This window comes from Nitrosomonas sp. (assembly GCF_024282095.1).
Lineage (GTDB): Bacteria > Pseudomonadota > Gammaproteobacteria > Burkholderiales > Nitrosomonadaceae > Nitrosomonas.
This window is the reverse complement of sequence record NZ_JAMWZS010000023.1, coordinates 37,190-46,602: the sequence shown is the minus strand read 5'-3', so window position 1 is coordinate 46,602 and position 9,413 is coordinate 37,190. Positions and strand designations below refer to the sequence as shown.

The window sequence follows — 9,413 nt, the reverse complement described above, 5'->3', positions numbered from 1 at the left end:
AGCGGCAGGTCTTGTTTGCGCAGTTGATCATCAATAAGCGCTTCCAGCAGGGAATGGCGGAACGCATAAAGACCGATTCCAGCAAACATGATGAGACTAATCAGAGCCACTAGCCCGGCTATTAGCTGTTTACCCATCGGAATAATTGAGCGTGCAATGGTTCATTTTGTTTCCCCAATGAAACCCTCCGCGTTAAAGCAGATTTAAGCGTGACGCATGGAGTTTTACAAGGAGAGACTATCACGTCTGCAGCTAAAACGAAATTCGATTCCTTTTAGCTGCAGGTAAAAGACAAATTTTGCCAACTGATTTTTAGCAAAATTCCTGAAAGGTTAAATTGTTACAGGTAGGAACCACACAAATTACGTTATTGCTAGATGATCTACACTAGAAGCAAAATCTCTATCTTGGGCTTCGGTACTGTTAAGTTTAATTTGTAAGCGCAGCTCATTCATGGAATCAGCATTCCTAAGCGCATCTTCATAGCTGATTTTACCCGCTTCGTAAAGCTCAAACAGCGCTGTATCAAATGTCTGCATCCCCATTTCACGAGATTTCTTCATAATTTCCTTAATCTCGTGAACATTTCCTTTAAAGACCAAATCTGCAATCAACGGAGAATTGAGCAGCACTTCAATGGCGGCTACACGGCCATTGCCACTTTTTGCCGGTATCAGTCGTTGTGCCACCAGTGCTCTTAAATTCAATGACAAATCCATTAATAATTGTGTGCGGCGCTCTTCTGGAAAAAAATTAATAATACGATCCAGCGCCTGATTTGCACTGTTTGCGTGTAATGTTCCCATGCACAGATGCCCGGTTTCAGCAAATGCAATGGCATGTTCCATCGTTTCGCGATCGCGTATTTCTCCGATCAAAATAACATCAGGTGCTTGCCGTAATGTATTTTTCAAAGCGGCTTCCCATGACTCGGTATCAACACCCACTTCGCGTTGCGTAACTACACAATGAATATGTTCATGCACATACTCCACCGGATCTTCAATGGTGATGATATGGCCATAGCTATTTTGATTACGATGACCGATTAATGCAGCCATTGATGTCGATTTTCCCGAGCCTGTGCCACCTACAAAAATCACCAGGCCACGCTTACTCATCACAACTTCCTTAAGCACTTGCGGCAAACCCAAATCATCAAACTCGGGGATTTTGGTTGTGATAGTGCGCAACACGATACCCACTCGTTGTTGTTGCACAAAAGCATTCACGCGGAAGCGTCCGATCCCGGACGGATTAATCGCAAAATTAGCCTCCTTGGTAGTTTCAAACTCAGCAGCCTGCTTGTCATTCATAATGGCTCTGGCGAGTATTTCAGTATGTTGTGCAGAAAGTGATTGCTGAGAAACCGGTGTCATTTTTCCATCAATTTTGAATGCAGGTGGAAAACCGGCTGTGATGAACAAATCTGAAGCCTTTTTGCTGAGCATCAGGCGTAGCAAATCAGACATAAATTTTGTTGCTTGCTCTTTATCCATAATCTACCTCTGGAATTGTGATTAATAACCTAAACAGCTTTATCAAATTTTGAAATTATCTTTATTCATCGCCTTGCCTCGTGCTTCAGCTACTGAAATCACATTATGTTTCACCAAATCTGTCAAATTCTGATCCAATGTTTGCATACCTACATTTTGTCCCGTTTGAATTGCCGAATACATCTGCGCAACCTTGCCTTCCCGTATCAAGTTACGGATAGCCGGCGTACCGATCATTATTTCATGGGCAGCTACACGCCCCTTTCCGTCTTTGGTTTTTAGCAGTGCCTGTGAAATAACAGCCCGTAATGATTCGGATAGCATCGAACGCATCATTTCTTTTTCTTCTGCAGGAAAAACATCAATAATACGATCAATAGTTTTAGCGGCAGAGCTGGTATGCAAAGTGCCAAAAACCAAATGCCCCGTTTCGGCTGCGGTCATTGCTAAGCGCATAGTTTCCAGGTCACGCATTTCACCTACCAGGATGATGTCAGGGTCTTCACGTAACGCTGAACGCAGTGCATTGGAAAAGCTTAATGTATCCCGTCCAATCTCGCGTTGATTAATAAGGCATTTCTTACTTTCATGCACGAATTCTATCGGGTCTTCGAGAGTCAGGATGTGACCGTAATCATTCTCGTTGATGCTATTGATCATGGCCGCCAATGTGGTGGATTTTCCTGAGCCTGTCGGACCTGTGACTAACACAACTCCTCGCGGCTGCTTTGCAATCTCAGCGAATATTTTAGGTGCTTTAATATCTTCCAAACTCAAAACTTTTGATGGAATCGTGCGCATCACAGCTGCGGCACCTCGCTGTGTATTAAATGCATTGACACGAAAACGCGCAAGGTTGGGAACAGCAAAGGAAAAATCACATTCCAGATGTTCTTCATACGCTTTTCTCTGGCTGTCATTCATAATGTCGTACACCATCGCGTGTACTTCTTTATGTTCCATCTCGGGTAAATTGATGCGTCGAATCTCGCCATGCACCCGAATCATCGGCGGCATACCTGCCGATAAATGTAAATCTGAAGCGCTGTTTTTAACCACGAAAGCTAGCAACTCTATTATATTCATTGCGATACCCTTTGGTGACAGTACTCAATGTACTGTTGAGTGCCTGAAAAGATTAATAAATCCCAAGTAAGTGCACTTGGGTTAATCCACTTGCTAACGGGAAATGTAAATAAAAATTAAGGGAGTACTGATAGAGAGGAAAAAGCGCTAATGAATATAGAAATTCACTCGGTACATTGGGTTTTTACAAGCTATTGTTAGGATGATTCAGCTGGAAATACCGCTGGTAAAATGTTTCTCGGTTTCGAGCAGGTAATTTGATATCTTATGCTGAAAAATTCATTTCGCAGCAATGAGTGATTGATATTTTGCTAGTAACTGCTCTTTGCTCTCAATTTTATCAGGATTGGTCACAATACAATCAACCGGACATACTTCGATACATTGCGGCTCATGATAGTGCCCAACACATTCCGTACATAAGCTGGCATCGATCTGATAGATTTCTTCACCCTGTGAAATGGCGCCGTTAGGGCATTCGGGTTCACAAACATCGCAGTTAATACATTCGTCCGTAATAATCAGTGCCATTGAATCTAATTCTCTCAAAACTATTTCGTTATTTTTTCTCGTAGCTTCTGTGCTACCAAAGGGTGTACAAACGCATCCGCATTACCGCCCAGAGACGCAATCTCGCGCACAATGGTTGCAGAAATAAACATGTACTGCTCAGAAGGGGTCATAAATAAAGTTTCCACGTCAGGATACATACCACGGTTCATTCCCGCCATTTGAAACTCGTACTCAAAATCAGATGCCGCACGCAAACCACGTAAAATAACTCGCGCATTCTGTTGTCGCAGAAAGTTCATTAACAAACCCGAAAACGGCATGATCTGAACATTCGAGCAATCTGATAAAACCTTCTGCGCCATTTCCACTCTCTCCTCTAAAGTAAAGAATGGTTTTTTGCTGCTGCTCACGGCTACTGCCACGACAACTTGATCAAATAAGCGTGAAGCGCGCCGAACCAGATCTTCATGTCCACGTGTGATTGGATCAAAGGTGCCGGGATAAATGGCTTTATCCATTGAATGCCGACTCCAAAAGTTGATAGTGTACCGTGCCAGCTTTTGCACTACGTTTCACATGCCATTGGGTGTCTGGAATCCAAGCGCTTCTGGTTTCAGTATAAACCAGTCCGCCCTCTGCAAGATGTGATGGCAGTAACGGCAACAGCTCTGATAACAGTTCAAGACGGTAAGGAGGATCAAGAAAGATAACATCAAATTTCCGCGTATCGGAACGGATAAAATTCAATGCATTCATCATCACCAATTCAACTTGCGTTGCCTGCAATTTTTGTTTGTTTTCATACAATGCCTTGTAAGCTCTAGCGTCTGTATCGACCATCACTACTTGTGCTGCGCCCCGAGATGCGGCCTCGAAACCCAATGCGCCACTCCCCGCAAATAAATCGAGACAACACAATCCGCTCAAATCTTGCCCCAACCAATTGAATACTGTTTCGCGTATTCTGCTCGCAGTAGGTCTTAAATCAGGTTGATCTGGGAAGACTATCAGGCGACTACGCCAGTAACCAGCAATGATGCGGACTTTTCCTTGTGCTGCAGCCATGTGTCAAAAATTGTTCTATTCAATTGCACCCACAATAATGGCCACCATACCATCAGGCTGGATTCGTCGCTGGAATGCTTGCCGGATCTGTTCAGTGGTTACTGCTTCAACAGCAACCAAGTAATCTGTTAAATAAGTGAGTGGCAAATTATAAAAACCAATCATGGCAAGATAACCGAGTATTTTGCTATTACTATCTATCCGCAGTGGAAATCCGCCGATAATATTTTGCTTGGCGGCTATCAGTTCTTCTCCTGTTGGGCCTCCACTAACAAAATCTTTGAGTACTTTCTGAGTTAATGCGAATGCTTCCTCGGATTGTTCTTTTTTGGTCTGTAGGCCGATTTGAAATGGCCCTTGTTCTTTGTAGGGAGAGAAGAAGCTATAAACGCTATAGGCTAAACCACGCTGCTGACGAACTTCTTCCATCAGACGCGAAACGAATCCGCCGCCACCCAGTATGTGATTTCCGACCAAAAGGGGGAAATAATCAGGATCATTCCGACGCAGCCCTGGATAGGCCAGCTGAATGTGACTTTGTGTTGCTGGGTGAGGAATCCTTTTTATTCCTGCTGCAGGAATTTGCACTGCCGGCACTTCAGTTTTCTGCTGATTGGAAGATAAATTTTCCGTCAACGATTTCGCAATCGCTTCCGCCTCAGACCGACTAATATCGCCAATAATTGCGATCACTGCATTGCTGGCAACATAGTAAGACCGGTAAAAAGCCAGCAGATCTTCCCGCTGCAATGAATTGATGGTATTAATTTCACCCACATCATTCAGTCCGTAGGGGTGGTCGCCATACAGCATTTTCATCAATTCACGTTCAGCAATATAATCAGGCTTAGAACTCGATTCTTTAATACTCAAAGTAATCCTGGCCTTTTCTCGATCCAGTACATTCTGAGGGAATTCTGGATACTGGATAATGCGCGCCAATGTCTCTAACGCTTGCTTGCGTTCTCGCTCACTGCTTAAAGTACGTAAAGCAATACCTGCACGGTCCCGATCAAAGTGGCTATTCAGCTGTGCACCAACATCCGCTAAAGCGGTTGTAATTTGATCTTCAGAAAATCCTCCCGCCCCCATGCTAAGCAAATGCCGAACCAGATTGGCACGACCCGACTTGCTCGGTGTATCCATGCCACTACCCGCAGCAAATTCCACACTGATATCAAGCATTGGCAGATCATGATTTTCAACAAAATACACTCGCGTACCGGAAGATGTCTGCCAGTACTGGATCGGCAGTGAAGCCAATGCCCATTGAGAATAGAAACTTAACAATACAACAAAAACAAATCGCTTTATTTGCACCCAAGCCTCCTACCGCACGCTCATCAAGAGCAACATTTTGTAAAAATTACCTGTCAACCACTATTGCGCAATCCAGCTGTCACACCATTGATAGTCAGATGAATAGAGCGTTTAACTTCATCACTATCTTCGCCGGACCGGTATCGACGCAGCAATTCCACCTGCAAATGGTTGAGCGGGTCGATATAGGGCGTTCTGTTGCGAATGCTGCGCGCTAACGTTGGATTGTCTTGCAGTAACTCCGTATGACCGGTCACGGCAAACAGCCATTTCTGACTTCTCGCCCGTTCTTCCTGGATACGACCAAAAATCTGTTCACGCAATACAACATCATCGACTAATTCCGCGTACCGTGAGGCAATGCCCATATCCGTCTTAGCCAGCACCATGTCCATATTGGACAATAATGTTTGCATAAAAGGCCATTCCCGATACATCTCTTGCAATAATGACAGTCCCTGTCCATCCTGGTCTGCGCCATTCACAAAGGCTTCCACTGCATGACCGAAGCCATACCAGCCCGGCAACATCATGCGGCTCAGACTCCAACTGAATACCCAGGGAATGGCACGTAAATCTTCAATGGCATCCGAATTCTTGCGCGACGGTGGCCGGCTGCCAATGTGCAATCCTGCCATTTCCCGGATAGGTGTAGATTCCAAAAAGAATTTTTTAAAGCCCGGTGTTTCATATACTAATTCGCGGTAAGCTGCAAAAGAAGCCGATGCAAGCTTTTCCATGGCTTGATAATATCGATCTGCATTCGCACCGATCGAATCATAGCTCAACAATGTCGCCTCCATGGTTGCAGCCACCAGCGTTTCAAGATTCCGCCGGCCTATTTCAGGTTCCGCATATTTACTGCTGATGACTTCGCCTTGCTCTGTAACGCGTATCTGGCCGTTAACACTGCCTGGCGGTTGCGCCAGAATACTCTGATAACTGGGCCCGCCACCTCGGCCCACCGTGCCGCCACGACCATGGAACAAGCGCAGTTCAACGTTGTGCTTGGCAAAAACTTTGGTGAGTTCAATTTCAGCTTTATAGATCTCCCAATTCGATGTGATAAAGCCGCCATCTTTGTTGCTGTCGGAATAACCCAGCATGACTTCTTGCACATTGCCGCGAGAACTCAATAGCTTGCGATAATATGGCAATGAAAACAACTGATCCATGATATCGCTGCAACTGCGCAAATCTGCAATCGTCTCAAACAATGGAATGATGTTCAGATGCAACTGAGGATTTTCTCCAGCTTGCAACAAGCCCACCTCCTGCAGCAGCAATGCTACTTCCAGTATATTGATGATGCCCGTAGTCATGGAAATAACGTAATTGGGCAGTGCCGCACGCCCAAAGCGGCGATGGATCTCCGCCGCGCACTGCAGGATATGTAGCTCGGATTGTGCCGTTTCGGAATAATCTGCACAAGAAGCGAGCACAGGACGAGGCCGGCTGATTGCTGCCAACAGCCATTTCACGCGTTCTTGCTCATTCAATTCCACGTAACGTTTACCCGGTTCACGATGCTCGAATAATTCGGTCACGACCTGCTCATGTATCTTGCTGTGCTGGCGCATATCCAGTGGCGCCAGGTGGAAACCGAATACATCAACCGCGCGGCGTAAATTACGCAACGCACCACGCGCCACCCAATAGGATTTGTGTTGTTTCAATGAGTGAATGATTACATCGAGATCGTGCAAAAGCTCGGTACTATCCGCGTAGGGCTTGCCGGCGTGAATCGGGTGATGTTGCGTAAGTTGATGCCCTAATTGCTGGGAAGTTGCGACCAGGCGTTCTCCGATACTGAGAAAAATCCGCCGATACGGTTCATCAGACCGGTTGGGAATATCCGGTGCAGTAGCCGCCAATTCTTTGACCTCGTCACTGACTTTCACCAAATGTTCAGTGAGGCTCATTGAACGGCCAATCTTATTTACCGCATCCAGGTAAAAATCCAAAGCCAGCGCGGATTGACGTTCGACGGCACGCAACATCGCTTCATGTGTCACAAAAGGATTGCCGTCACGATCGCCGCCAATCCAGCTGCCGATGCGTAAGAACGAAGTGACATAAGGCGCATCCTTACCCAAGCGGCGTTCAAGTAAGTCTTCTATTTTTGCATAGATATAGGGAATCTCGGTCAAAAAAGTATAACTGTAGTAAGCCAGGCCGTTTTCAATTTCGTCATACACAGACAAACGGGTTGGCCGTAGCATGCGCGTTTGCCACAAGATCTGAATGGTGGCGCGCAAACCTTCTTCATTATGGCGCAATTCATTGGGCGTCAGCTCGGTGCGCGCCCGTTCTTTCAGTAAGCGCTCAATGGCCAATTGGCAATCCAAGATACTTCTGCGTTGGACTTCGGTTGGATGTGCTGTCAGAACCGGCGAAATAACCGCTTTTCTAAAAAAATCGACCAACACCGCAGTATCTTTTTTGCCTTCCAACACGCGTTCCAATGCCAAAGTGACACTGCCGGCCTGCGGTGAGGATCCCGCACGCAGGTGTGCACGGCGCCGCCGGTTATGATGAACATCTTCGGCGATATTGGAAAGTAATGAAAAGTAACTGAATGCACGAACGACAGGCAATGAGTCTTTATCACTCAATCGGTTCAGAATTGCATCAAGTTCATATTGCGCTTTTGGATCTTGATCCCGATGAAAGCGAATCGCGGTCTGGCGTATATTTTCGACCAGTTCGAAAGCACTATTCCCTTCCTGTTCACGTAACGTATCGCCCAGCATACGCCCTAAAAAACGAATATCTTCACGCAATGGCAGATCTTTGTCATCCGCCAATACATTTTGGGCACCATTATTCTCTGAATCAGCAGCACTCATTGCATTACACGCTCACGATTAAAAATGAATCCAGCACATACTTGTAACAAGCAAAGTCAGTACCGACCATGCTAAAATGATTACTATTAAGAATTTTTTGTAATTTTTTCATTTTATATTATTAATGCCCAATTCACTTTTATTTCCCCAGAAAATCGTCATTGCATCACGAGAAAGTTTGCTTGCTATGTGGCAAGCCAAGTTTATTCAAAAATGTTTAGGCGAATTATACCCGCAAACTGAAATCAGCATACTCGGCATGACAACGCGCGGCGATCAAATACTTGATCAGTCCCTATCAAAAATTGGCGGGAAGGGACTATTCATCAAGGAACTGGAACAAGCTCTGGAAGACGGCCGAGCCGATATTGCAGTGCATTCCATGAAGGATATGCCCATGAATGTGCCTGAAGGATTCAAACTTGCCGCCATCACTGAACGAGAAGATCCGCGTGATGCATTTGTTTCCAATCAATATACCAGCCTGGATGTATTGCCGGAAGGTAGTGTCGTCGGTACATCCAGTTTACGGCGTGAAAGTCAATTGCGCGCACGCTTTCCCCATCTCCAGGTGCAACCATTGCGCGGCAATGTGCAAACCCGGTTACGTAAACTTGATGAAGGAAAGTATGCTGCAATCATTCTGGCTGCAGCTGGCTTAAAGCGGCTTGAATTGTCCGAGCGCATCACAGCATTGCTGGATCCGGAACAAAGTTTACCCGCGGTAGGGCAAGGTGCTCTGGGAATCGAATGCCGATCCGATCGAACAGACTTGGTTGAGCTTTTGCAGCCGTTACATCACCAGGAAACTGCTTATTGTGTCGAAGCGGAGCGTGCTCTGAGCCGCGTACTGGGGGGCAGTTGTCAGGTGCCATTGGGGGCGTTTGCTGAAATTATCAATGGCACGCTGCAATTGCGTGGTTTCGTAGCGCAGCCTGACGGTAAGCGCATGGTCAGCGGCGCATTAGGTGGCCAACCAGAAACAGGCATTGTGATGGGACAACAATTAGCCCAGAAGTTAATCACACAAGGCGCTGATGAAATCTTGGCTAATTTAGTCTCTGCTGATGGTTGGAAATAG

General features: G+C 45.9%; 8 protein-coding genes. 1 reads left to right on the top strand and 7 read right to left on the bottom strand.

The features are described 5' to 3' along the window. Positions 1-362: 362 nt before the first annotated feature. From Q0K92_RS08255 to ppc, 7 genes are all read right to left on the bottom strand, one after another. Entirely contained in the window at positions 363-1,499 is a 1,137-nt protein-coding gene (locus Q0K92_RS08255) for a PilT/PilU family type 4a pilus ATPase (RefSeq protein ID WP_297325330.1), read from the bottom strand. A 42-nt stretch (positions 1,500-1,541) separates the two neighbouring features. After that, positions 1,542-2,585, bottom strand: a complete 1,044-nt coding sequence (locus Q0K92_RS08250; RefSeq protein ID WP_297325329.1) for a type IV pilus twitching motility protein PilT — start codon at positions 2,583-2,585, stop codon at positions 1,542-1,544. 279 nt (positions 2,586-2,864) lie between these two features. Beyond that, a complete protein-coding gene (locus Q0K92_RS08245) occupies positions 2,865-3,116 on the bottom strand; it encodes a YfhL family 4Fe-4S dicluster ferredoxin (protein ID WP_297325328.1) in 252 nt (83 codons plus the stop codon). Between the two features lie 20 nt (positions 3,117-3,136). Next, a complete protein-coding gene (coaD, locus tag Q0K92_RS08240; RefSeq protein WP_297325327.1) occupies positions 3,137-3,616 on the bottom strand; it encodes a pantetheine-phosphate adenylyltransferase in 480 nt (159 codons plus the stop codon). Beyond that, a complete protein-coding gene (gene rsmD / locus Q0K92_RS08235; protein WP_297325326.1) occupies positions 3,609-4,163 on the bottom strand; it encodes a 16S rRNA (guanine(966)-N(2))-methyltransferase RsmD in 555 nt (184 codons plus the stop codon). The genes coaD and rsmD overlap by 8 nt, the downstream gene beginning before the upstream one ends. A 15-nt stretch (positions 4,164-4,178) precedes the next feature. Then, a complete protein-coding gene (locus Q0K92_RS08230) occupies positions 4,179-5,483 on the bottom strand; it encodes a pitrilysin family protein (protein ID WP_297325325.1) in 1,305 nt (434 codons plus the stop codon). Between the two features lie 53 nt (positions 5,484-5,536). Then, complete coding sequence (gene ppc / locus Q0K92_RS08225) at positions 5,537-8,332, bottom strand: phosphoenolpyruvate carboxylase (RefSeq protein WP_297325324.1); 2,796 nt, start codon at positions 8,330-8,332, stop codon at positions 5,537-5,539. Between the two features lie 124 nt (positions 8,333-8,456). Here ppc and hemC point away from each other — a divergent pair, with 124 nt between their 5' ends. Beyond that, on the top strand, positions 8,457-9,413 hold the full coding sequence (hemC, locus tag Q0K92_RS08220) for a hydroxymethylbilane synthase (RefSeq protein ID WP_297325323.1): 957 nt from the start codon (positions 8,457-8,459) through the stop codon (positions 9,411-9,413).